This window comes from Streptomyces sp. NBC_01477, from assembly GCF_036227245.1.
In the GTDB taxonomy this organism is placed as follows: domain Bacteria; phylum Actinomycetota; class Actinomycetes; order Streptomycetales; family Streptomycetaceae; genus Actinacidiphila.
Genome location: NZ_CP109445.1, coordinates 8,305,548 through 8,328,246, shown reverse-complemented (window position 1 = coordinate 8,328,246; position 22,699 = coordinate 8,305,548). Strand labels below are relative to the sequence as shown.

At 71.1% G+C, this 22,699-nt stretch carries 17 protein-coding genes; 4 read left to right on the top strand and 13 right to left on the bottom strand.

Annotated elements, in window-relative coordinates; genetic code table 11:
* Positions 1-240: 240 nt before the first annotated feature.
* Together OHA86_RS35600 and OHA86_RS35595 are read right to left on the bottom strand one after the other, a co-directional pair.
* Positions 241-1,878 (bottom strand): beta-N-acetylhexosaminidase, encoded by a 1,638-nt coding sequence (locus tag OHA86_RS35600; RefSeq protein WP_329182683.1) that lies wholly within the window; start codon positions 1,876-1,878, stop codon positions 241-243.
* A gap of 562 nt (positions 1,879-2,440) precedes the next feature.
* Positions 2,441-3,187 carry a hypothetical protein gene (locus OHA86_RS35595; protein WP_329182040.1) on the bottom strand — a complete coding sequence of 249 codons (747 nt, stop codon included), beginning with the start codon at positions 3,185-3,187 and terminating at the stop codon, positions 2,441-2,443.
* Positions 3,188-3,386: 199 nt separating this feature from the next.
* Between OHA86_RS35595 and OHA86_RS35590 the strand changes: the two genes are divergently transcribed.
* Positions 3,387-3,605, top strand: coding sequence for a hypothetical protein (locus OHA86_RS35590; RefSeq protein WP_329182038.1), 219 nt, complete (start codon positions 3,387-3,389; stop codon positions 3,603-3,605).
* A gap of 324 nt (positions 3,606-3,929) precedes the next feature.
* Here OHA86_RS35590 and OHA86_RS35585 read toward each other — a convergent pair whose 3' ends face one another.
* Both OHA86_RS35585 and OHA86_RS35580 read right to left on the bottom strand, forming a co-directional pair.
* Positions 3,930-4,304 (bottom strand): VOC family protein, encoded by a 375-nt coding sequence (locus tag OHA86_RS35585; protein ID WP_329182036.1) that lies wholly within the window; start codon positions 4,302-4,304, stop codon positions 3,930-3,932.
* A 151-nt stretch (positions 4,305-4,455) separates the two neighbouring features.
* The gene (locus tag OHA86_RS35580) at positions 4,456-4,749 is read right to left on the bottom strand and encodes a hypothetical protein (RefSeq protein ID WP_329182034.1); all 294 of its coding nucleotides are present in this window, start codon (positions 4,747-4,749) and stop codon (positions 4,456-4,458) included.
* A gap of 327 nt (positions 4,750-5,076) precedes the next feature.
* Here OHA86_RS35580 and OHA86_RS35575 point away from each other — a divergent pair, with 327 nt between their 5' ends.
* Both OHA86_RS35575 and OHA86_RS35570 read left to right on the top strand, forming a co-directional pair.
* Entirely contained in the window at positions 5,077-5,739 is a 663-nt protein-coding gene (locus OHA86_RS35575; RefSeq protein ID WP_329182032.1) for an NADPH-dependent F420 reductase, read from the top strand.
* 123 nt (positions 5,740-5,862) lie between these two features.
* Positions 5,863-6,822: an SDR family oxidoreductase gene (locus OHA86_RS35570; RefSeq protein WP_329182030.1), complete on the top strand. Its 960-nt coding sequence runs from the start codon at positions 5,863-5,865 to the stop codon at positions 6,820-6,822.
* Here the strand turns inward: OHA86_RS35570 and OHA86_RS35565 are convergent.
* The 3 genes from OHA86_RS35565 to OHA86_RS35555 all read right to left on the bottom strand — a co-directional run bounded on the left by OHA86_RS35565 (position 6,813) and on the right by OHA86_RS35555 (position 10,970).
* Positions 6,813-7,844 (bottom strand): helix-turn-helix transcriptional regulator, encoded by a 1,032-nt coding sequence (locus tag OHA86_RS35565; RefSeq protein ID WP_329182028.1) that lies wholly within the window; start codon positions 7,842-7,844, stop codon positions 6,813-6,815. The genes OHA86_RS35570 and OHA86_RS35565 overlap by 10 nt on opposite strands.
* A gap of 242 nt (positions 7,845-8,086) precedes the next feature.
* On the bottom strand, positions 8,087-8,587 hold the full coding sequence (locus OHA86_RS35560) for a transposase (protein ID WP_329182026.1): 501 nt from the start codon (positions 8,585-8,587) through the stop codon (positions 8,087-8,089).
* 1 nt (position 8,588) lies between these two features.
* Positions 8,589-10,970 (bottom strand): hypothetical protein, encoded by a 2,382-nt coding sequence (locus OHA86_RS35555; RefSeq protein ID WP_329182025.1) that lies wholly within the window; start codon positions 10,968-10,970, stop codon positions 8,589-8,591.
* 764 nt (positions 10,971-11,734) lie between these two features.
* Here OHA86_RS35555 and OHA86_RS35550 point away from each other — a divergent pair.
* Positions 11,735-11,899 (top strand): hypothetical protein, encoded by a 165-nt coding sequence (locus OHA86_RS35550; RefSeq protein ID WP_329182023.1) that lies wholly within the window; start codon positions 11,735-11,737, stop codon positions 11,897-11,899.
* A gap of 171 nt (positions 11,900-12,070) precedes the next feature.
* Here the strand turns inward: OHA86_RS35550 and OHA86_RS35545 are convergent, their stop codons facing one another.
* From OHA86_RS35545 to OHA86_RS35520, 6 genes are all read right to left on the bottom strand, one after another.
* Positions 12,071-13,180, bottom strand: coding sequence for a ricin-type beta-trefoil lectin domain protein (locus tag OHA86_RS35545; protein WP_329182021.1), 1,110 nt, complete (start codon positions 13,178-13,180; stop codon positions 12,071-12,073).
* Positions 13,181-13,214: 34 nt separating this feature from the next.
* Positions 13,215-14,603: an arabinofuranosidase catalytic domain-containing protein gene (locus tag OHA86_RS35540; RefSeq protein ID WP_329182682.1), complete on the bottom strand. Its 1,389-nt coding sequence runs from the start codon at positions 14,601-14,603 to the stop codon at positions 13,215-13,217.
* A 198-nt stretch (positions 14,604-14,801) separates the two neighbouring features.
* The gene (locus tag OHA86_RS35535; RefSeq protein ID WP_329182019.1) at positions 14,802-16,295 is read right to left on the bottom strand and encodes an endo-1,4-beta-xylanase; all 1,494 of its coding nucleotides are present in this window, start codon (positions 16,293-16,295) and stop codon (positions 14,802-14,804) included.
* A 59-nt stretch (positions 16,296-16,354) separates the two neighbouring features.
* Complete coding sequence (locus OHA86_RS35530; protein WP_329182017.1) at positions 16,355-18,337, bottom strand: alpha-L-fucosidase; 1,983 nt, start codon at positions 18,335-18,337, stop codon at positions 16,355-16,357.
* Between the two features lie 82 nt (positions 18,338-18,419).
* Positions 18,420-20,828 carry a ricin-type beta-trefoil lectin domain protein gene (locus tag OHA86_RS35525; protein WP_329182015.1) on the bottom strand — a complete coding sequence of 803 codons (2,409 nt, stop codon included), beginning with the start codon at positions 20,826-20,828 and terminating at the stop codon, positions 18,420-18,422.
* Positions 20,829-20,971: 143 nt separating this feature from the next.
* Positions 20,972-22,624: a glycoside hydrolase family 27 protein gene (locus tag OHA86_RS35520; RefSeq protein ID WP_329182013.1), complete on the bottom strand. Its 1,653-nt coding sequence runs from the start codon at positions 22,622-22,624 to the stop codon at positions 20,972-20,974.
* Positions 22,625-22,699: the final 75 nt, after the last annotated feature.

Here is a 22,699-nt window from a genome sequence, read left to right as displayed (position 1 = left end):
ACCGTCGGCGCGGAGCAGACACAGCGCCGGACGACACGGAGCCGCGCGGCACGTCGAGCCCGGCCCCCGGTTCCCCATGGCCGCCGCGGGTGTGGACGGGCTCGACGACCGGGCCGTGTTCCAGGCCCCCCGAGCCAACGCGAAGGCCTCGGGCCTGGAGACCCTGGCGACGGTCCGGTTCCCGCACCGGCAGTCCGGACGGCGGCCGGTGCGCGATTCCCACCGGCCGCCGCCGCGACGTCACGTGTCCGCGGGCCAGTCGACCAGCGGCGAGTGGTAGAAGTCGATCCCCAGGGCCGTCAGCCTGGGTCCCTGGGCTGCCAGGCGCACCTTGTACGTGTTCCAGTCGTGCGTGGACTCGGGGGACCAGCCGAGTTCCGCGATGCCCGGCAGCCGGGGGAAGGCCATGGCCTCGATGTCGTCGTTGGTGACGATCGTCTCCGTCCACAGCGGCGCCTCGACGCCGATCACCGCGCTCGACGGCACCCCGGCGCCGGCGAGGTACGTACCCGGGTCCCAGTCGTAGGAGCGGTTCACCTCCACCGTGCCCGCCCAGTCCTGGCCGAGTTCGGTGTTCTCGTCGTACTTCATGTCCAGGTACGAGCGGTCGGCGGGCGCCAGCACGATCCTGGTGCCGTTCTTCGCCGCCGCGGCGACCTGGGCGCGCTCCGCCGCGCCCGTGTCGTCGTAACCCCAGTATTCGGCCACCGCGCCCGCAACCGGCGTCGCCGAGGTGATCTGGTGCCAGCCCATCACGGTCTTGCCGTACTTCTGGACGACGGCCTGCGCACGGTTCATGAACGACACGTAGTCCGCCTGGCTGGTGGACTGCGCCTCGTCGCCGCCGATGTGCAGATAGCGGCCCGGTGTGATCGCGGCCAGTTCCCGGATCACGTCGTCGACGAAGGCGTACGTCACGTCCTTCGGCACGCACAGCGAGCTGAACCCGACCTCCGTGCCGGTGTAGAGGGGCGGCGCGACACCGTCGCAGTTGAGCCGCGCGTACGAGGCGAGCGCCGCGTTGGTGTGGGAGGGCATGTCGATCTCCGGCACGACCTCCAGGTGGCGGGACGCGGCGTACGCGACGATCTGCGCGTACTGCGCCTTGGTGTAGTAGCCGCCCGTGCCGCCGCCGACCTCGGTGGACCCGCCGTAGGGCGCCAGCCGGGGCCACGAGGCGATGGCGATCCGCCAGCCCTGGTCGTCGGACAGGTGCAGATGCAGTTCGTTGATCTTGTAGAGCGCGAGCTGGTCGATGTACTTCTCGACCTGCGCGACGGTGAAGAAGTGCCGTGACACATCGAGCATCGCGCCGCGATAGGCGTAGCGCGGCACGTCCGTGATGCTGCCGCCCGCGACCTGCCAGGGACCGCTCTGCCGGGTCCGCTTCTCGACCGAGGCCGGCAGCAGCTGGCGCAGCGTCTGGACGCCGTGGAAGAGGCCCGCCGGGGTACGTGCGGTGAGGGTGACGCCGTCCGGGCCGGAGTCGAGGCGGTAGCCCTCGGTGCCGAGGCCGCCGCTCGCGGGGGTGAGGGCGAGCCGGATGTCGTGCCCGCCCTTCGTGCCGTGTCCGCGGTCCTCGACGACCGGCAGGGCGTAGCCGGTGGAGGGGCGCAGCAGCCCGGCCAGGTACGTGCCGACCTGGCGGGCCTCGCGCGGGTCCCCCGTGACACGGATGCGCGCGGAAGGCGTCAGCGTGAACAACCCGCCCGCCGGGGACACCTGCGCGGGCGCGGGCACGATCTGGCCGAGCGGCCGCACCGCAGTGCCGCGGGGCCCCGGCTGGGCCTGGACGGAACCGGCGGCCCCGAGGGCGGAGGCGCCGGCCGCGAGGACGAGCAGCAGCGATCCGGCGAGCCGGGGCACTGTACCGGACAGGGCGCGGGAGCGCGGCGGGGCGAAGGGGGAGGTGCGGGGAGCGGTTCTGTGCAGTCTCACAAGCGACCCTTCGAGGCAAGAGACGGGACCGATGGAACCTGTGGCACCGAGCGGACGAACATTGCCTCCCATGGGACTCGGGCACCTCACCCGCGTCAAGGTGTAGACCAATTGTCGCGTCGCCGCCGGAGAACAGCGAGTGGTGAGCGCGGGCCTTCCCCGACCGTGCGCGGCTGGTCCCGGCCGGTTTCGGTCCACCCGGCGGGCAGTGCGTCGATATCGGCGCTCCGGCAGAGCGCGACGTCGACGGCGGCTACGCGGCTGTGCCGGCTGTGCCGGGCACCTGTGTACCGGCCTGACGAGCCTCGGCGCCCGCGGATACGACCCCCCTCATGTCGGCTCGATGGTCCGGCCATCCGCCAGACCGCTGGTCAGCCAGCCGCCGCCGACCACTCGGGCGGTGACATCCACCTGAGGAAGCGCGGTGACAGGGGAGCGAATACACCCAGTGCGGTCCCGCGGCCGGCCGCCTCGGCCCACACCGCGACGGGTGCGCCGACGCTCATGCCGCGCCGCCCGGGACGCGGGTGAGGAACGCGGCGAGGTCGGCGGCGGCCTCGGGGTCCGCGGTGGTGAGGCGGGCCGCGAACCCGAGCTGGTCGACGGCGGCGCCGGGATCGAGGCGTACGAGCGCGGCCAGCAGCGCGGCGTGGACGAGCAGCGGCTGCGGCAGCAGGCCGGCGGCTGCCTGCCGGGCGGCCGGCTCCGCATAGTGCCCGCGGTGCGTGGCCAGGGCGTGGGCGAGCCAGGCGTCGATGTCGCTCTGGACGTGGTCGCCGGCGCGGCGGGTGAGCAGGTCCCGCACGGCTTCGTCGCCCGCGCGAGGCTCGGCCTGCGCCAGCGCACCCAGCTCGCGCAGCGCCTGGAGCTCATCGGCGCGCGCTTCGGCCCGGGCTGCTTCGCGCAGCTCGGCCTCCCTTACGGCGTCCGCCAGTTCGGCCCGTACGACGTCGTCGGTGTCCGGGTCGTAGACAGCACCCGGGCCGGCCGCGGCGAGCAGTTGCCCGATGCGCTCCCACTCCGCGAGCTCCGCGTGGCCGCGGGCGTCGTCGGCCAGGGGCTCGTGCCGGGAGTCCTGCCGCGCGTCGAACCGGGCGTCGTCCAGGGCCTGCGCCACCACGGCGGCCGTCATGCCTGTCGCGCGGCGCCGCACCGCGCGACGACCGACGCGGGCGGGGTCGACCAGCTCGCGGAGCGAGGCCGTGCGTGCGGCGAAGGAACGGCGGACAGCCCGCCCGGGTGTGGTCATCAGCGCCTCAGCTCTCGGACGGGAAAACGTACGGGCCTTGTCGCGGCCGGTGAATCGGTGCGTCACATATACCACCCCTCGCCGGGCGGCCCTGCCGGAGACCGGAATCCGGCCCGCACCGTCGGGCGCGGGCACTGGCTCCTGCCGGGACGAGGAGCGCTGGGGGCATCCGAACGGAAAAGGCGGGAACACGCGGTCCATGACGAAGTCCGATAACGAAACGCACACGTCCCACGCGCCCGGATCCCAGCCGAGCGTCCGCCCGGGTTCCGACGAACCGCAGACGATCACGGCACCGACACCGCCCGTCGCCTGGAGCAGCGGCCCGCCGGACCAGGCCGACCTCGCGGACGGCAGCGACACGCCGGAACCGCGCCGCCACGGCGAAGAACCCGAGACGACGTCTCAGGACGACTGAGCCCCGGCAGGAGATGCCCCGGCAGCCGCAGTGCAGCGGGGGCGGGGGCGGCCAGGAGGGCAGCACGGCGTAGTCGGGCTGACCGCTCCACGCGAGGAGCTGGGCTCCCGGGCGGGAACCCCGTGGCCGCCGCCGGACGCTTCACGCTCTCTCAGCCCTCGGGCCGTCCTGGTCGGCGGCCCGGGGTTCCCGCAGGCGCAGATCACCGGGAGAACACGCTCCGGGAGTCCGTCCCGCGCCCGAGAGCCCGTTACCCGCTTACGACGATCTGCGGCCGGCACGCGCACCCGGCCGCGTCAGGGAACCGGCGCCGGTAGCGCGAGGTCACGCGCCCGGCAGGAAAAGGCAGAAAAGGTGCCCGTGCGGATCCCGCAGTACGCGGACGTCCTCCTGAGGCTGTTCCTCCTCCACCGTTGCGCCCAGGGCGACGGCACGCGCGGTCTCGGCGTCGAGGTCGTCCACGAGAAGGTCCAGGTGGGCCTGCATCTGCTGGGCATCCGCCTTCTGCGGCCAGACGGGAGGCACGTGGTCGGGCTCGTACTGGAAACTCAGTCCCGGCCGCTCCGCCTCCGGCGCCCGCAGCCGTACCCAGTGCGGTTCCCTGTCCACTTCCGTCCAGCCGAGCAGCGCGCGGTAGAAGTCCGCGAGGGCAGGTGGATCGGGTGTGCCAAGGACGACGGCTGCGAACGTCACTGTCATGGCTCCATCCTTCCAGGGCTGAGCGCCAGCCGCGGAGCACGGTGCTCATCCGTCGCCGGCCGGCCGTGACGGATTGCTCGCCACATGGCCGAGCGGCGGCAGGGAACGGCCCTCCGAGGAATACGGCAGGGGGCCGCGAGCCGCCTTCCCACTACGGAGGGCAATCACCGTCGACGGCGGCCTGGACCACCCGCAGCAGCTCGACCAGACCGGTCAGTTCGCTCCACCTCGCGGCGGAGTACCGCCACAGGTGGCAGCCCGCCGGGGCGTCGGGGCGGCCGTGGCAGATTCTCACGGTCCTGTTGCCCTTGCGGTCCGGGCCGTCGATGCGCAGGTGCATGTTCCGCACGTGGAAGCGCGCGGCGCCGCCCGCGCCGAACACCTCCAGGACGCGCCCGTCGAAGGAGTAGAGCTGACTGTCGACCACGGTCGTGACCTCGTCCATGGTGGGACGTTAGCGGCTGCGGCCCCGGCGCCGCGGAGGGAAGGCGCCGGAAGTCCCGGTTTCCGCGCGGACCCGCAGCCGCAGCCGGCCTCGGCACGGACACACAACGGTCGGCCGGCCCGGGCGGCTGACGCCGCCGGTTCGGCGCGGGCGCCTCGGTTCTCGCCCCGTACTCCGCCGGCGATGCGGCCGGTCCGGGGCGGCTCGTGAGGCCGTCCGGGGGAACGTCCGCTCCAGCCGGAACACGCTGGTGCCCGAGGGGGTTGTGATCGGTGCGGCATCCGGCCACAACCGATCACGTACGTATCCACACACCTTGGAGAACTCATGAAGATCGGCATCATCGGCGCGGGAAACATCGGCGGAAACCTCACGCGCCGCCTGACGGCGCTCGGGCACGACGTGTCCGTGGCCAACTCGCGTGGTCCCGAGACGCTGTCCGCTCTGGCCGAGGAGACCGGGGCCACCGCGGTGCCCGTCTCGGAGGCGGCGCGCGGCGCCGAATTCGTCGTGGTCGCCATCCCGTTGAAGAACGTGCCCGACCTGCCGGCCGGGGTGTTCGACGGGGCGGCCGAGGGCTTCACCCTGATCGAGACCGGCAACTACTACCCGCAGCAGCGCGACGGGCGGATCGACGCGATCGAGGACGAGGGCATCACCGAGAGCCGCTGGACGGAGCGCCAGCTCGGCCACCCGGTGGTGAAGGCCTTCAACGGCACCTTCGCGCAGGACATCCTGGACAAGCCGCGCCCGGCGGGCGCCGCCGACCGGGTCGCGCTGCCGATCGCCGGTGACGACGACGGCGCGAAGAAGGCCGTACGGTCCCTGCTCGACGAGCTGGGCTTCGACACCGTCGACGCGGGCGGCCTCGACGAGTCCTGGCGCCAGCAGCCCGGCACCCCGGTCTACGGGCTCGCCGCCGGCACCGACGAGGTCGCCGCCGCGCTGGCGGCGGCCTCCCCGGAGCGCCCGGCGGACTTCCGCGGCTGACCCGGCCCGGCGGGAACCCTCTTCGAGGCGCCGGCAGTCGTCCGCGGCCGCAACACCAGCCGCGCGGGAACACCGGGAAAAAGGGTGACGTGAACTGTCACCTTTGGCGTGCACCGTAGTGGCATGGACAAGGACATGCACAACCAGCACGTCGACCGGGCAGGCCCGCTCGCCGGGAGGATCGCGCTCGTCGCCGGGGCCACTCGCGGCGCCGGGCGCGCCCTCGCCGTCGAACTCGGGCGCTCCGGCGCCACCGTCTACGCCACCGGCCGCACCACCCGCGACAGCGCCAGCGAGGTCGGCCGGACCACGGAGACCATCGAGGAGACCGCGGAACTGGTCACAGCGGCCGGGGGCACCGGCATCGCCGTCCCCACCGACCACCTGGACCAGGACCGGGTACGCGCCCTCGTCGAGCGGATCGACCGCGAAACGGGGCGGCTCGACATCCTCGTCAACGACCTGTGGGGCGGCGAGCACCTGCTCGTCGGCTCCGTCTTCGGCAAGAAGAGCTGGGAGACGCCGCTCGCCGACGGCCTGCGCATCCTGGAACTCGGGGTGCGCTCGCACGTGATCACCGCGGCACTCGCCCTCCCGCTGCTGATCCGCTCGGACGCGCCGCTGCATGTGGAGGTCACCGACGGCACGGCGGTGTCCAACCGCCGCTACCGCGAGAACCTCTACTACGACCTGGCCAAGAACGCCCCGATCCGGATCGCCTTCGGGCTGGGCGAGGAACTGGCGGAGTACGGGGGCACGGCGGTCGCCGTGACGCCGGGCTTCCTGCGCTCGGAGCAGATGCTCGCCCACTTCGGCGTGACCGAGGAGACCTGGCGCGACGCCGTCGCCCAGGACCCGCACTTCGGTATCGCCGAGTCGCCGCACTACCTCGCCCGCGCGGTCGCCGCGCTCGCCGCCGACCCGGACCGGGCCGCCCGCTGGAACGGGAAGTCCACCTCCAGCGCGGAGCTCGCCAGGGTCTACGGCGTACGGGACGCGGACGGCAGCCGGCCGGACGCCTGGGCGTACTTCGAGGACGTCACGTACGGCGGGAAGGACGGCTCGGTGGACGACTACCGCTGATCCGGCTCCGCGCCGTACACCGAGGTGAGGGTCTGCGCGTGCTCGCGGAAGCGGGCGCGCAGGCCCTCCGGGGCCAGCACTTCCGCGTCCGCGCCCAGCCCGACCAGTTGGGCGAAGGCGACGTCCTCCGACTCCACCGGCAGGTCGAGCGTGACGCGTCCGGCGGCGTCAGGCGCGGGCGCGCGGGCCAGTGCGTCGCCGACGCCGGCCGGGTCCGCCACGCCGGGCAGGCCGCGCAGGCCGCGCTCGGTCAGGCGCACCGTGACGGTCGTCCGCAGCAGCGCCCGGGCGAACCCGGCGGAGTGTGCCTGCCAGTGCGCGGCCAGGTCGAAGGACGGGTCGCGGACAAAGGGTTCGTCGGCGCCGGGAGCCGGGCGGAGCGCCGTGACGCGGTCGACGCGGTACGTACGCCAGGCGCCGTCCCGGTCCGGCCGCTCCCCCGGGACCCGGCCCACGACGTACCAGACCCCCGCCTTGAGGACGAGCCCGTACGGTTCCAGGGGGCGGGTCACCGTGCGGGGCGGCGCACCGTCCCGGGCCGGCCGCGCGTAGGCCAGCTCGACGGTGCGGTCGGCCCATACGGCACGGGCCAGTTCCGGCAGCAGTTCCGGGGCGGACGGCTCGCGGAACCAGGCCGGGGCGTCCAGGTGGAAGCGGCGCACCGACGACTCGGCCGCTGCGCGCAGCGAGGGGAGCAGGGTGGCCGACAACTTCAGCCGGGCCGTGTCCGCCGCGTCCGACAGCCCGAGATCGCGCAGGGCCGCGGGCAGACCGGACAGGTAGAGCGTCTCCGCCTCGGTGGGGTGGAGCGTGGTGAGCCGGGTGCGGTGGCCCGGCGCCAGGTGGTAGCCGCCCGCACGACCGCGCTCGGAGCGGACGGGGACGCCCGCCTCCTGCAGCGCCTGGGCATCGCGGATCACCGTGCGCTCGGAGACGTCCAGCTCGCGGGCAAGGGCGGCGGCTGTCAGACCGGGACTCGACTGGAGGAGCAGGGCCATACGGATGAGGCGGGCGGCGCGCATGGCTCAAGGATCGCGGACTGCGCGCCCCGCGCCCGCCCGGGAGTGGCGCCACCGTGTTCGCCGTCCTCCGGTTCGCGGAGCACCCGGCGAGCCGGATGCTCCGCGGCCTCTACGCGTCCGCCTCGCCCGAGGTCCGCTCGAAAACCGTGGCCCAGGCGGTGAAAGGGCCTCCGCCGCTCTTCAGGAGCAGCAGGCAGGAGCAACCCTGAGCTTGACTCTGTCGGTGATCTTGACGGTCGAGGTCAGGTGCCGAGGGTTCGCCAGGATTTTGACCGGGGGATTTCGTTCTGGTCCAGGAAGGTCTGGAAGGCGGTCGGGGGTCTCGGCGAAGAGGGTTGACCGGTCGCTGCCTGACCGCTGAGTCGTTCGATGTTCACGGCGATGGCGGTGAGGACGTGTTGCAGGTGGGCTTTCGGTTGTCCTCGGTAGCGGCAGTGGCGCGTGCCGTGTCCGCGGGCGAACTCGTTGACGGTTCCCTCGACTCCGGAGCGGACCGCGTAGCGGGTCTTCCAGCCGGGTGTCTGCTGGGCGGCCCGGACGCGAACACGTACCCACATCGCCGTCGTGCCCTCCGGGTTGCTCACCCGCGCGACCTGCGCGGTCAAAGACGGGACCTGCTCACCGGAACGGGGACGGACGGACAACGTGCACCTCGACAACTGCATCGGCGTTCGAAACAGCCCGAGCCTGCCTGATGACCAGGCGCGTGCACCGGGGAACACCAAGATCACCGACAGAGTCACGCTAGAACGGTGAGAGTCTCACCTGCCACGGTCGGGCGACGGAGCCGTCGGGTTCCCACCCGTACCGCCACAAGCTCTCCGCCTCACTGTGCCGGCCTGCTCTGCGCAGCAGTTCGGCCGCGTCGGGCAGGGCGCGCGAGATCCCTGCCGCGGCCTGTTCGCGCAGCTGAGCCAGCTGTGCGAGCACCGCGGCCGGGTCCGGCCGCCCGCCGCCGGCGTCATCGCCGCGCTCGCCGCCGCCACGCTGCGGGGCGGCGTCCGTACGCCCTTGTCCCGAGCGCGACGAGCGGCCGTCGTCTTCCGCCGGGTTCGCACGCTCGCTGTCCAGCGTCATGACGCTGCTGAGCCGGCCCCACTTCTCCTCCAGCCGCCTTTCCATCCCGAGCAGACCGGCTTGCCGGCGCAGCACACGGGGTTCCCGCGCCCGGAGTCCGCGCTGATACGAGCCGAACGCCGCCGCCAGACGTCCCGTCAGCCTCGGCTCCGCTCCGGCGGTGCGCGCGGCTGCGACGGCGGAATCCTGCGGCAGCGGAACGGAGGCGGGCCGTGGGGCGCCGGGTTCGACGCCGGCGGCCGCGCGTCCGAGCCAGTCGGCCGCCTCCTGGGCGCGGCCGCCGGCGTTCAGGAGACCACCCAGCAGTGCGCAAAGGCTCGGGTTGCCCGATTCCGCACGGGCCCGCAGCCAGGTCAGCGCCTCGTGTTCGCGGCCTGCCTTCCGCAACTGCGCCGCGGACGCGGCCAGGGCGTGCGGGTCGCCGGCCTGCGCCGCGCGCTGGAACATCACGAGCATGGCCTCGTCCAGACGTCCCGCGTTGCGCAGTATCCCTACGGCCACCGCGCTCGCACGGCCGCTGTCGGCCATCGGCGCGGAGGTGCAGAGGCGGACGGCGATCCGTAACAGGCCCCGGCTGTACGCCGCGAGCGCGAGCTTGGTGTGGTCCGCACTCCTGCCGTGGTCGGTGAGGGCCTGCCAGGCGATTGCGGGAACCGGTGTGGAGACGCGACTCCCGCGGCTCTGCTGCTCCAGGTAGTCCGACAGCCGGTACTGCGGCCGTGCCGCGTCGGGTGTTTCACCGTCCGGACCGCGCCGGCGGATGAGCGTCAGCGGGCCACGGGCGCCGCGCAGCGGCTCGGTGGCGTAGTCGAGGGCCTCGCCGAGCCAGCTCTCGGGGTCGAGGTGGTCCCACTGGACATCGGTGAGGTAGCCCTCAGCGGCAGCCTCCAGCAACGACAGCGGCAGCGCCGGCCCGTGGCCGAGCCGTCGTGCGTCCATCGCGGCCTCGATCAGTGCCCGGGCACCGTCCGGCGCGGTGCGGTAGCGGTCGAGCAGCGCCGGGGCGGCGGCCAGATACTGCGCGATCTGGCCTTGTTCCGCGTGATCGGCCGCCGATTTGAGCCGCGGATCGCCCACGGCCGCCTCCTGGAGCGTGGCCATGTCCGTGGGGCCGAACGTCGCGGGGACGGCCAGATCGCGCCCGGTGAGCAGAGCGCGCGCCTGGCTGTGCGGGTCCGGCAGCTGCTGCCTAGGCGGGGTGGCCAGCCGCGCCCAGTGCTCCGGCCACAGGGTGGCCAGTACCACCACGGGAGCGCGGGCCGGGTCGCGCATCAGCTCCCGGAGCTTGGCGGCCACCCGCTCGCCCACCTCGCTGACGGGTGTCAGCAGGTAGTGCTGGCATTCGTTGAGCCACAGCACGGTTCTGGACGTCACCGCGGCCAGTTCCGCCAGGGCGGCGTCGGGTCGGCTGGGATCGATCGGGTGCCAGAGCCGCCATCCGCCGGGGAGCTGCTGCACCGCCTCCCAGCAGGCCCGGGTCTTACCGGTGGACGATCCGCCCACCAGCACCACCAGCCCGCTCGTGCCGTCCGCGCCGGCTTCCATCACCTCACGAAGCCTGGTGTCGTGCTCGCGGGTGACGTATTTCGGCAGCGTCGGCAGGGCCGGCGGCGCCGGGTCCGCCGACGCGGCTGCGACCTCGATCGAGCGGTGGACTTCGAGCGCGAAGGGATCGGTGTACGCGCTGACCGGACGTCCCGGCCCGCTCGTACCCGATGGTGACACCCCGCGGAGCCGGACCGGCTGGGCACGTTCGAGCAGACCGGTCCAGGAGCGTTCGTCCGGGGTCTCGGCTGCCCAGGCGCTCCACAGCCGGACCAGCGCCAGGACCTTGTCGCCGCTGCGGAGGCTGGGAGTCTGCGCGGCGGCGGGGTCCTCGGGGAGCCACGTACTGATCCGCCGGGCGTCCACTCCGGCGCCGGCCCGTTTCAGCTCAGCCTCGGCCGCACGACGCGAGTGCGGCTTTCCGGCGGTGCGTCTGGACTCGGCGGCCCGGGCTTCCAGCGCGCGCAACTGATCGAAGAAGAGGCGTGCTTCCCGTCGTGACAATGCTCCTCCGCCCGGGTCTGCGATCTGCCCGCTGCGGGCACGGCGGGCACGGCTGACAAGCACGAGCGTATGACGGGTCCGCCCGCTTGACCCGCTGTTCGGGACGGGCGCCGGACCGCTCGGCGACCGTGGCCCCACGCCCGCGTCCCGTGGGTCTCGCCTGAACGGAGGGTTCGTCATGAACGACAGCAAGCGGATCGGTAGGTGCCTGGCGCGGGTTGCCCTGCTCGGCCTCGTACGAGGTGGTACCGCCGCGGCCGGTTCCGCGACGGTGGACATCTGCCTCCGGTGGCTGCGGAGCCGTTGAGCCGGGCGCGTCGCCAGCAGCGCTGCGGGCTTCGCGGAGCCCCGCCCCGACGCCCTGAAGCAGGACGGAAGCGCCCTGCGGGCGCCGAGCACGAGTGTCCGCCACCTCCCGGGCGTCACCGGTGCGCCGTCCCGCTTCCCGGTGACCGCCGCCGAGCAGTTCAAGCAGTCCTGCCATGAGGGCGGCACGCCGGGCGCGGCATGGCCGGCCGGCGCCTGGGCGGGCCGGGCGCCGGGTGGCCCACACCCTGATCCGACTCTGTCCCGCCCCGCAGGAGCTGGGGGCACTCCTTTCGCCGACTTGCCCAGCAACTACTAGCGTGACTCTGTCGGTGATCTTGGTGTTCCCCGGTGCACGCGCCTGGTCATCAGGCAGGCTCGGGCTGTTTCGAACGCCGATGCAGTTGTCGAGGTGCACGTTGTCCGTCCGTCCCCGTTCCGGTGAGCAGGTCCCGTCTTTGACCGCGCAGGTCGCGCGGGTGAGCAACCCGGAGGGCACGACGGCGATGTGGGTACGTGTTCGCGTCCGGGCCGCCCAGCAGACACCCGGCTGGAAGACCCGCTACGCGGTCCGCTCCGGAGTCGAGGGCACCGTCAACGAGACGGTCACCGGACGCCGTTGATCAATCCGCCCCGGGCATCCGGCTTGGACACCGTCAGCGGCTCGCGACGCCGTATCCGACCGCCGCGGCCCCGGGCCCGCCGGGCGCCACGAGGCGCCCGGCGGGGTGTCACGGAGTGCGGAGGGAACCCCGCGCGACTCCGCTGCCTTACGGCAGAGGAAAGGAGTCACGTCATCCGCTGGTGAGGGTCCACTTCTGGTTGGCGTTGCCGTTGCAGTCCCACAGCTGGAGCTGCGTGCCGTTGACCGTGGACGAGGCGGGATCGTCCAGGCAGCGGCCCGAGACGGGGTTGCGGTAGCCGCCGTTGTAGCTCTGCCAGACCTGGTTCGTCCCGCCGTTGCAGGTCCATATCTCCACCTTGGTGCCGTTGGCGGTGCCCCTTCCGGTGGCGTCCAGGCACTTGCCCACGGCGCGCAGGGTGCCGTCGGCATAGGCGGACCAGGCCTGGGCCGGGGCGTTGTCGCAGCTCCATATCTGCACCGGGGTGCCGTCGGCGCTGCTGCCGCCGTTGACGTCGAGGCATTTCCCGGCGATGCCCGACACCACCGGGGCGCCCGCCGACACCGGACTGTGCAGCCAGCCGGCACTGTCCGCGGCCTGGACGCCCCGGTGGAAGGCGTCGGCCATCTTCTGGTAGCCCCCGTCGTTGGGGTGCAGGGAGTCGGACAGGTCGGCGCTGGTCAAGGCGCTCATGTCCACGTAGCCGACATGCTTGCCGGCCGCCTGCTCGCTCTGCACGATGCCGGGAATGGCCTGGTTGTAGGCGGCTCTGTGCTGCTCCTCGCCGGCGCTGGTGGACACGATCAGCGACGCCAGCAGCACGGTGGCGTCGGGCACGTCGGCGGTGATCTGGTCGACCAGGGACTTCAACCGGGCGGTGGCCGTGGAGACCTGGTAGTTCCCGTTGAGGTCGTTGGTCCCGATCTCCAGTGTCACGACATTGGGCCGGTAGCGGGCCAGGGAGGCGTCGGCCAGGGCGGCGATCTGGTCGATGCGGTACCCGGAGTGCCCCTCGTTGTCCGGGTCGGACATCGTGCCGTTGCGCAGGGTGCCGACGAAGTCCGACGGATGGCCGTCTGCCACCAGCTCGTTGCGCAGCGGGCCTCGGTAGCCGTTGCCGGTACTGCTCCCGACGCCCCATGTGATCGAGTCGCCCAGCGGCATCACGGTCAAGGCTGTCATCGACGCCGCCGGCGTGGCGGCTGCCGCGGTCACGCCGGCTGCCGCGGCGAGCGAGCCGGTGGCGAGCGCGACCAGGAGGGCGGACAGTGGTCTTCTCATCGCTTCACGCTCCGATCGGGCGCGGACACGGGGGTCATCGGTAACCGGCCGCGGCGATGTCGGCCTGGACTGCGTTGTCGGTGGCGTCCGAGGGGTAGCCGGCGACGATGGCTCCTTCGTAGAAGGTGCCTTGGGACTGGTTGGTGTTGCCGTTGCAGCAGTCGCCGCCGCTGCCGAGGATGATGGCCCCTTGCTTCTTCATGGGGCTGTAACCCGGGGGCAGTCCCCCGTCCCAGAGGGTGCTCAGGCCGCCGGACTGGGCGTTGGCGCCCTTGATCGCGAATCTGGACGTGCCGTTGTTCTTGAGCATCGCGGTGACGTACTTGCTGGTGAAGGCGTGCTGGTTGGTGTTCCAGGACTGGCTGCCGCCGGAGTAGAGGCCGTATTCGAGATCGGCCTGTACCCACGGTCCGGTGCCGGAGCAGCCGCCGAACCAGCAGCTGGTGCCGAAGTAGATGGCGTCCATGGCGCCGGCGCCGTCGGCCCTGCGGTCGGTCTCACTGTTACCGTAGTCGAAGCAGCAGCCGCTGTTGACATGCGTGCCGCTGGTCACCATGTACGCGCCTTCGGGTGCGCTGCCGGTGGGCACACCGGTCAGGTGGCCGTCCCGCCAGTAGCTGTTGCCGGGCTTGATGTACAGCGAGTACGCCTTCGAGCCGCCGACGGTCAGCGACTCGGAGGTCGCACTCGCGGCGGTGTCCGAGCCTCCGACACCGCCGGGGCCCTGGTAGCCCATGTTGTTCCCGTGCCCCGACTGGTCGTAGACCGTGGTGATCACGCAGGAGGTGCCGGAGCAGAAGGCGTCCTGCGCCGCGGCGTCGGCCGGGCCGCCCGCGCTGACCACCCCGATGTTCCGGGTGGCGCTGTCGGACGAGCGCCTGACCTGGTAGAGGCTGCCGCTGTAGGACGAGTAGAGCGCCCTGACCGTGCTGTGTGCGGCCACGCACGGCGTGCCGCCGGCGGCGTAGATGTCGCACGCGTGGGATCCGCCGGCAGGAGGCGTCGTCGTGGTCGAGGTGGTCCACTTCTGGTTGCCCTGCCCGTTGCACGTCCACAGGATGACCGCTGTCCCGTTCGCGGTACCCGCGCCGTTCACGTCCAGGCACAGCCCCGACTGGACACCGGTGACCGACCCGTCGGAATTGTGCCGCCACTGCTGGTTCGGCTGTCCGTTGCAGGTCCAGATGAGCACCGGCGTGCCGGGAGTGGTCTGCTGGTGCGAGGCGTCCACGCAGCGGGTGCCGCCCAGCGTCTGCAACTGCCCCGAGGAGGTGAACTCGAAGGCCTGGCCGGACTGGCTGTTGCAGTCGTAGATGTCCAGCACCGTGCCGGCCGTGGAATCACCGCCCTTCACGTCGAGGCAGCGTCCCGACGCAACGCCCACCAGAGGCGCCGCCGCCGCCTGTGCGGTGTCGGGTGTCATCAGTACGGCTGTGAGGACAGCGGCGAGCAGGGCCAGCACGGTGGCGACCGCGGCGAAGGGGCTGCGCCGTCTGTGCGGGCGCCAGGTGGCGGGGAGAACGAGGGAAGGCAGCATGGGTGTGGCTCCTTGGTGGGGGGAGGGGACGCGGCGGCCACCCGGTCGGCACGAGGGCCTACCGGGCGGCCTTCGGCGCAGGGGTCAGCCGAACGTCCAGTGCTGGTTGGACTGGCCGTTGCAGGTCCACAGCTCGGCCAGGGCGCCGTTGGCCGTCGAGCCCCCGGTGACGTCCAGGCACAAGCCGGACTGGGTGCCGGTGACGGTGCCGTCGGAGTTGACACTCCACTGCTGGTTCGCCCCGCCGTTGCAGGTCCAGATCTCCACCTTCGTGCCCGGGGTGGTCTGGTGGTTGTAGGCGTCCAGGCACAGCTGGCCGCCGCCGGAGGAGACCGCCAGCTGACCCGACGAGGTCCGCGTCCAGGTCTGGTTCGCCTGGCCGTTGCAGTCCCATATCTGCACCTGGGTGCCCGCAGTGGTGGACGAGTCCGGCACGTCCAGGCACTTGCCCGCACCCACCGCGTGCAGCGCACCCGTCGTACCCGTGCCACCGCCGCCGGAGGTGCCGCCCAGGGCGGAGGCGGCGGCGTTGTAGGCCGGCTTCGGCTGGAAGTTGGAGTCGTACATCGTCGCGGCGCCGTATCCGGGGAAGGTGCCGGGGATCCAGGAGTTCGCGTCGTCCACGCCCCACTGCGAGACGCCGACGCAGCGCGAGACCGCCAGGCAGGCCTTGGTGACGTTGCTGTAGTCGGTGGCCTGCTGCTGCAGGGAGCTGCTGCTGGTCGGCAGCTGGATGCGGTCGTCGAGTTCGGTGACGGCCACGTCCAGGCCGAGGGCGGCGAAGCGCTGCATGTTGGCCTGGAGGTCGGACGGGACCTGGCCGACGATGAAGTGGCTCTCGAATCCGATTCCGCCGAGCGGCACTCCTTGCGAGAGCAGGGTCTTGGCCAGGTTGTACAGGGCGTTGCTCTTGGCGTTCTGCCCCTCGATGTTGTAGTCGTTGATGTACAGCTTGGCGTCGGGGTCCGCGGCGTGGGCGGTGCGCAGGGCCTCTGCGAAGTAGCCGGAGCCCATCGCCTTGTAGAAGGCGTCGTTGACGTACGAGCCGTCGCCGTTGAAGGGTTCGTTGACCACGTCCCAGGCGTAGATGCGGCCCTTGTAGTGGTTGACCTCGGTGGTGATGTGGGCGTCCATGGCCGCCTTGACCTGGCTGGAGGGCAGGTTGCTGACCCACGACGGCAGCTGTGCGTGCCACACCAGGTTGTGCCCGCGGACGCGCATGTTGTGCGACGTGGCATAGGACATGATCTGGTCGCCGGGGCCGAAGTTGTACTGGCCGTTGCCGGGCTCTGTGGTGTCCCACTTCATCTCGTTGCCGGGGGTGACCATGTCGAACTGGGCGTTGGAGATGGCCATCTCGTTGCTGTTGCCCAGGTCGGATGTGGTGAGGGCGGTGCCGAAGTAGCGGTTCTGCGCCTCGGCGAGGCTGCGCAGCGAGGTCGCCGCCTGCGCGGGGCCGGCCGTGCCGAGAGCGAGCAGTGACGCGCCAACCAGCGCGACGGCCAAACCCGCGGCCAGAGCGCCCGAGCGGGCCGGCCGCAGACGCGGCAGCCGGTGGGTGGGGGTGTGGGGGGACATGCGGACTCCTGCGGTCGGTTTGACGGCGCGGTGCCGGTGGGCGACACCGCGGCGCGTGGTCATATTCCGGTGATGGTCCATTCGTTGTTGGTGTTGGAGTTGGGTGCCCACATCACTGTGGTGGAGCCGGCTGTGGTGTTGCCGCTGCCGTCGAGGGCGGTGCCGGTACCGCGGTTGACGATCTGGTAGCGGTTGTTGCCGAGGCTGGTGAGGGACCACTGCTGGTTGTTGCCGCCGTTCCAGGCGGATTGCCGGGCGGGGGCGCCGTTGGCGGTGTCGCCCCAGCTGTCGGCCACCATGCCGTTGGTGCGGTTGACGATGCGGTAGTAGCCGCTGCCGAGGTCGATGAGCTGCCACTGGAGGTTGGTGCTGCCGTCGTAGTTCCACTGCTTGAGGTTGGAGCCGGAGGCGACGCTGCCGCCGCTGTCGAGGGCCAGCCCGCTGGTGACGTTGGCGATCTTGACGTACCCGGTCCCGGTGCCACCGCCGCCGAGCGCGGGGATCTGGCCGGAGAAGGTGAGCTTGACCGTGTACGCCAGCGCGTTGAAGGGTGCGCCGGAGGAGGGCATCGCCAGGTGCAGCCCGGAACCGTCCTGCGTGGGGGCAGGCAGGACGGTGTAGCTGCCTGCGGTGTTGTCGAGCAGCTGGGCACTGGTCAGGCTGCTGATGGTGAACTGGTTGGAGTTCAGCGTCGTGATGGTCATGGTGCTGCCCTGCCAGCCCAGTGCGGTGGCGTAGAGGATCCTGTTGTCCTGGCTGCGGGTGAACCGTACGTCCTTGGCGGTGCCGGCTTTGGGGCCGCTGAAGGAGCCGCCGCCCATCGCGGTCGGGCCCTCGCCGTAGCTGGACCAGGAGCGCGTGCCGTAGACGGCTTCTCCGAAGCGGCCGAGCCAGTCGCCCATGGCGCGCAGGATCGTCTGCTGCCCCGAGGGGATGGTGCCGTCGGCCATGGGGGCGATGTTGAGCAGCATGGTGCCGCCCTTGGCGGTCCGGTCGATCAGCGCGTGCAGCAGTGCCTGGGCGGTGTAGTAGCCGATGCCCACCGTGTAGCACCAACTGGAGGAGGAGATGCTGTCGTCGGTCAGCCAGTAGGGGGACATCAGGCCCGCGGGGCCGCCCCGCTCGAAGTCGAAGACCTCGCCCTTGTTGTCGAAGCCGTCCTTGTAGGTGGCGACGACGTCCTTGTTCCACGCGACGGCCTGGTTGTAGTAATACGCCAGGAACTGCAGCCGGGCGGACTCCTGCACCAGGCCCAGGTCGAAGTCCTGCCAGATCAGGTCGGGCTGGTAGCCGCTGATCACCTCGGCCAGTTTGTTGTACCAGAGCTGGTTCTCCGCGGACGAGCCCTGCTGCCCGTAGAGGATGCGCAGGGTCGCGTCCGACTGGTAGGGCACGTGGTCGTAGTAGCCGTTGAAGTGGTAAGCGTGGTGGAGCGAGGCCATGAACTTCATTCCCTGGCCGCGGATGGCCTGCGCGTGCTGGCCCACCAGGTCGAGCCCCGGGCCGTGCTTGACCGAGTTCCACGGGTTGGACGAGCTGTTCCACATGGAGAACCCGTCGTGGTGCTCCGCGACCGGCCCGGCGAACCTCGCTCCCGCGGCCTTGAACAGCTGCGCCCACGCGCTGGGGTCGAAGTTGCCGCCCTGCGAGGCCAGTTTGGGCGCGAACTGCACGAAGCTGCCGGCCTTGTCCCGGGCGCCGTCGATGAAGTTGCTGTACGGCCACACCGAGGGATCACCGTAGGTACCGATGTGGTGCTGGTTCTCGGCCGAGCCGCCGATGTACATGTTGCGCGGATACCACTCGTTCCCGAACGCCGGGACGCTGAAGACGCCCCAGTGGTAATAGATCCCGAACTTCGCGTCCTGGAACCAGGCAGGCGCCGGAGGATGCTGGTCGACGGAGGACCAGCTCGCGGTGTAGCTGCCGGGGCCGTCGGTCGCGGCAGCGTCGGGTGCGAACCGCAGCAGCCCGGCAGTAGCAGCTGCTCCGGCTGCCGCCAGCAGGCTACGCCGGCTTGGCTGGAAGGGTGAGGAGGACATGGGGGCCTCTCAGCAGATCGGCGGGGGGAGGACCGGGGACCCCGGCTGCTGCGGGATCCCCGGTCGGCCGGAGGGCGGCGGATCAGCCGCGTGTCCATTTCTGGTTGCTGCTGCCGGTGCAGGTCCACAGCTCCAGCAGGGTGCCGTTGCCCGTTCCCGCACCGGTGGCGTCCAGGCACAGGCCGGACTGCGAGCCCGTGATGGTGCCGTTGGCGTTGAGCGTCCACTTCTGGTTGGCGCCGCCGCTGCACGTCCAGATGTCCACCTTGGTGCCAGGGCTCGTGCCCTGGCCCGAGGCGTCGAGGCAGTCGCCGCCGTAGACGCGCAGCTCACCGGCCGAGGTGCTGGTCCACTGCTGGTTGGCGCCGGCGTTGCAGTCCCACAGCGCCACCTGGGTGCCGGACGTCTGCGACTGGTTCGGCACGTCCACGCACCGGCCCGAGCCGGCTCCGACGATCGTGGCCGTGGTGCCGCCGCCGGTGCCGCCGCTGCCGGGTGTGATGGACAGGTTGTCGAACTGGGCCGTCTCGGTCTGAGCGGTCTGGAAACCGACCTGTCCGCCGGCAAAGCTGTAGTCGTTCACGGAGCCGACCGCCGCACCGTCGATCACCGCGGAGATGGTCGAACCGGAGAAGGTGAGACCCAGGGTGTGCCACCGGTTGGTGCCCAGGGCGGCCACCGTGCCGTGAGCCAGGGTGGACGTGGTGCCGTTGGTGCTCGAGCTCAGGATCGACCACGCTCCCGCGTCAGTCACCCGCAGGTGGTAGGCGTTCAGCCCGCCCGTCGTCGTGTAGTCCTGCGAGTTCGCGCGGCCCAGCAGGTCCGCGTATCCCGACTGCTCCAGCAGCACGTCGGAGGAGACGGTGTAGTTGCTCCAGCCCACGTCACCGAGCAGGGCATGCGGATCGGACAGCGCGTCCCAGGTGATCGGCTTCTGCGGGCTCATCTGGCGCTCGCACATCCCGCTGCGGCCGGCTCCGCAGGCGGTCGTCTCGAAGGCGCCCTGCCAGTCCATCAGGTACTTCGCCTCGGAACCCGTCGCGTAACTGTTGAAGGAATCGCTGTACGGCAGGCTCAGACTGCCTGCGGCGGGCCCGGTGGCGGTGCCCTTGCCCTGGCCGATGGTGGTGGTCAGCGTGTAGACGTAGCCGGGCTGCGCGGTCAGGCTGAAGCTCCCGTTGGAAGGAGTGATGTCCGCGGCGTGCACGAAGTAGTCTGCCTGGCTGTTGGAGTTGACCTTCGTCGACCACACGTGCACGGGCCCGGCCGACAGCCCGCCGGCGACAGTGAAGTTCAGCGTCTGGGCACTGGCGGCATCCATCGTCTCGACGACCGTGGAGTAGTCCGAGTTGTTGGCGGACTTCAGCGACACATAGCTGCCGTTGCTGCGGTTGCCGCCCATGTATCCGCTGGAGGAGTCGAGGTACTTCCAGCCAGGAGCGGTGAACTGGGTCGTCTGCGCCATCACCCAGGCGTTCTTCCCGATCGAGTACGAGCCCGACCACGGCTGCGAGGCCAGCGCGACACCCATCGTGGGATACGGCAGGTTCGGCGTGACCGCCGCGACGACCGGCCAGTTGAGATACGCCGTCATCTTCCCGTCGATATAGCCCCGGTTGATGCCCCGCGCCATCGCCTGCGCACCGCCGTTGTAGTCGTCCGACCCGTTCTCACTCGCCCACAACTGCTTGCCCGACGACAGAGCAGCCGCCGGCACCGAGCAGTTGGACTGCGCCGAGCGATACCCGCACGGATAGTGCGTGCCGATCACGCCCACCGAGCCGGCGAACGTCGGGTTGGAGTCGATGTCATTGGCGATGGACCAGTCCGAGTCCGCCCCGACGATCGTGACACCGGAATAGCCGTTGGAGTTCAGCGCGCTCCGCAACTGCTCGTACCACGAGACGTTGTAACCCCGCTCGTTCCACCCGCCCAGGTAGTCGATCGTCAGACCGTGCTGCTTGGCACAGCCCAGCCACGAGACGAGGTAGTTGACCATATCTGTGGACCAGAAATTGCCGTTGCCGATCCACCCGGGCGCACCCCACGCCAACCCGTACAGCTTCAGGTTCGGGTTGCGCGCCTTGGCCTGCTCCATCAGCCACCACTCATAGCCCCGATTGCAGTTCAGATCGGACCTGGTGTGCTGATGACTCGGCTCCGCCCCCGACGTGGAGTTGGTGTCGCCCCCGATCTCCGCCTTCAGGATCTGCAAGGAGGCGCCGTAACCGGGCCGGAACAGGTAGTCCAGGACCTGGCTGCGCTGAGGCTCCGGATAGTCGATCAGGAGCCGGCTGTTGCCGCCCCCACCGCTGATCGCACCGACGCCGTCGAAAGTCCGGCCGCCGGACGCTCCATTGATCGTGATCGACGTCGCGGCGTTGGCCGGCGCGGCGACCGTACCCACGATGCCGCCGGCGGCCATGACGAGCCCGACGAGGACGGCCGTCGAGACTCGCATTCGCCGGAACAATCGGCTGAGTGCTGACACAGTGCGTTCCTTTCGCAAAGGCGCAACGGGTGGGGTGCCGGATGGGCGGGGGCCGCCCGCCCCTGGCCGCCGCGTACGGCTGGTCCGGCGTTCGCCGGGACGGCGGTCGGTCGCCGCCCCGGCAGTCTCGCGAGGTGAGCCGTTCAGCTCAAGGACCACTGCTGGTTGGACTGGCCGTTGCAGGTCCACAGCTCGGCCAGGGCGCCGTTGGCCGTCGAGCCCCCGGTGACGTCCAGGCACAGCCCGGACTGGGTGCCCGTGACCGTGCCGTTGGAGTTGACACTCCACTGCTGGTTGGGTTGCCCGTTGCAGGTCCAGATCTCCACCTTCGTGCCCGGGGTGGTCTGGTTGTTGTAGGCGTCCAGGCACAGCTGGCCGCCGCCCGAGGAGACCGCCAGCTGACCCGACGAGGTCCGCGTCCAGGTCTGGTTCGCCTGGCCGTTGCAGTCCCATATCTGCACCTGGGTGCCCGCCGTGGTGGACGAGTCCGGCACGTCCAGGCACTTGCCCGCACCCACCGCGTGCAGCGCACCCGTCGTACCCGTGCCACCGCCGCCGGAGGTGCCGCCGGTGATCCTGTACATCACCGTGCCGTGGGCGGGCACCGAGGCGCTGATGGTGCCGGAGGTGGTGGACGTCGCGCCCGACCACAGGTCGGTCAGGCTGTAGCTCGACGCACCGGTCTTGCCGATAGCGGCGGCCGACGTACTGATGGTCGCCGTCGACCCGGTCTCGTTGAACAGCGCCACGGACACATCGCCGTTGGCCAGCGGCTTGGCCAGGACGTCCAGCCCGCCGGACGAGGAGACCATCGTGCCCTGCTTGCCCAGCGGGTCCTGGTCGACCGCGATCACCCGGGAGTTGGTCAGCGTGGACAGGGTGGCCGCGCTGGCCGAGGCGATGTTGGTGCCGGCGATCAGGGGTGCGGCCATCTCCGCCCACAGGCTGAACTCGGTACGGCTCTCCGTGGTGGTCAGCGAGCCGTTGCCCACCTCCAGCATGTCCGGGTCGTTCCAGTGCCCGGGCCCGGCGTAGGAGGCCAGTCCCACGTTGCTGTGGAATATGGACAGCATGCTGGAGTAGCTGGCCTGGATGTCACCGGTGGTACGCCAGCTGTTGCCGACGCCGGCTCCCCAGGTCCACACGTTGTCCTGGCCCCAGTTGCACAGGCTGTAGAGGATCGGACGGCCGGTTGCGGCGAGGGCGTCGCGCATGGCGGTGTAGCGGGACTGGGCGTTCACACCGGAGTTGTTGCAGTTGTCGTACTTCAGGTAGTCCACGCCCCAGGACGCGAATGACTGCGCGTCGGTGGTCTCGTGGCCCAGGCTGCCGGGGTATCCGGCGCAGGTCGCCGTTCCCGCGTCCTCGTAGATGCCAAGCTTCAGGCCGAGGGAGTGCACGTAGTCCGCGGTGCCCTTGATCCCGTCGGGGAACTTCGCGGGGTCGGGCACGAGGTGCCCACCGCTGTCGCGTGAGTGGGTCAGCCAGCAGTCGTCGATGTTGACGTAGGTGTAGCCGGCGGCCTGCATCCCGTTGCTGTGCATGGCCTGCGCCGTCGACTTGATCAGCGACTCCGACACGTTGCACCCGTAGGCGTTCCAGTCGTTGAACCCCATCTGCGGGGTCGTCGCCAGCCCGTTGCCCAGTGCGGCGGCGGGCTGCGCGGCGCCCAGGGTGGCCAGGGGTGCCGCCGCGGAGAGCAGGGCGACGGAGAATGTGAGCGCTAACGTCCTCCGGAGGGACCGAGGGGCTGGCGGCTGGGGCGAACGCTTGGCTCGCGCACTGAACAGGGGCATGATTCCTTGACTCCTGAACCTGATGGCGGGGGGACATGGGGCGGGGGGCGGGTGCTGCGGTGGTCCTCCGTGGTG

Coding starts and splice junctions, on each gene's coding strand:
- OHA86_RS35530 (WP_329182017.1), bottom strand. CDS start 18,337: ATGTCCTCCTCACCCTTCCAGCCAAGCCGGCGTAGCCTGCTGGCGGCA.
- OHA86_RS35590 (WP_329182038.1), top strand. CDS start 3,387: ATGACGAAGTCCGATAACGAAACGCACACGTCCCACGCGCCCGGATCC.
- OHA86_RS35595 (WP_329182040.1), bottom strand. CDS start 3,187: ATGACCACACCCGGGCGGGCTGTCCGCCGTTCCTTCGCCGCACGCACG.
- OHA86_RS35540 (WP_329182682.1), bottom strand. CDS start 14,603: ATGACACCCGACACCGCACAGGCGGCGGCGGCGCCTCTGGTGGGCGTT.
- OHA86_RS35545 (WP_329182021.1), bottom strand. CDS start 13,180: ATGAGAAGACCACTGTCCGCCCTCCTGGTCGCGCTCGCCACCGGCTCG.
- OHA86_RS35575 (WP_329182032.1), top strand. CDS start 5,077: ATGAAGATCGGCATCATCGGCGCGGGAAACATCGGCGGAAACCTCACG.
- OHA86_RS35565 (WP_329182028.1), bottom strand. CDS start 7,844: ATGCGCGCCGCCCGCCTCATCCGTATGGCCCTGCTCCTCCAGTCGAGT.
- OHA86_RS35520 (WP_329182013.1), bottom strand. CDS start 22,624: ATGCCCCTGTTCAGTGCGCGAGCCAAGCGTTCGCCCCAGCCGCCAGCC.
- OHA86_RS35570 (WP_329182030.1), top strand. CDS start 5,863: ATGGACAAGGACATGCACAACCAGCACGTCGACCGGGCAGGCCCGCTC.
- OHA86_RS35585 (WP_329182036.1), bottom strand. CDS start 4,304: ATGACAGTGACGTTCGCAGCCGTCGTCCTTGGCACACCCGATCCACCT.
- OHA86_RS35535 (WP_329182019.1), bottom strand. CDS start 16,295: ATGTCCCCCCACACCCCCACCCACCGGCTGCCGCGTCTGCGGCCGGCC.
- OHA86_RS35580 (WP_329182034.1), bottom strand. CDS start 4,749: ATGGACGAGGTCACGACCGTGGTCGACAGTCAGCTCTACTCCTTCGAC.